At 69.8% G+C, this 225-nt stretch carries 1 pseudogene; it reads right to left on the reverse strand.

The window, feature by feature from the left end:
- A pseudogene (locus A6R74_RS07775) lies at positions 1 to 225 on the reverse strand (amino-acid N-acetyltransferase); the annotation flags it as partial.

The following is a 225-nucleotide window of genomic DNA, read 5'->3' on the forward strand; positions in this document are numbered from 1 at the left end:
GCACGCACCCGTCGCACTTCGCCGCTGTGGTCGAAATCGACCCCTTCGCGTACGCCTAACGGCTTGGCAGTCACCAGATTGCCGGAGATCACGCTGAGCTCAACACCGTGCAGCGGCGTGCTGGGCAGGCCTAGCGAGAGCCGCGCTTCCAGCCATAGCCGTTGATGGGCAGCGACCCGCCCTACCTGGGCCATCCCCGCGCGGTCGGCGACCCCGCGGCCCCCC

Source organism: Halomonas sp. ALS9, assembly GCF_001651035.1.
In the GTDB taxonomy this organism is placed as follows: Bacteria; Pseudomonadota; Gammaproteobacteria; order Pseudomonadales; family Halomonadaceae; genus Vreelandella.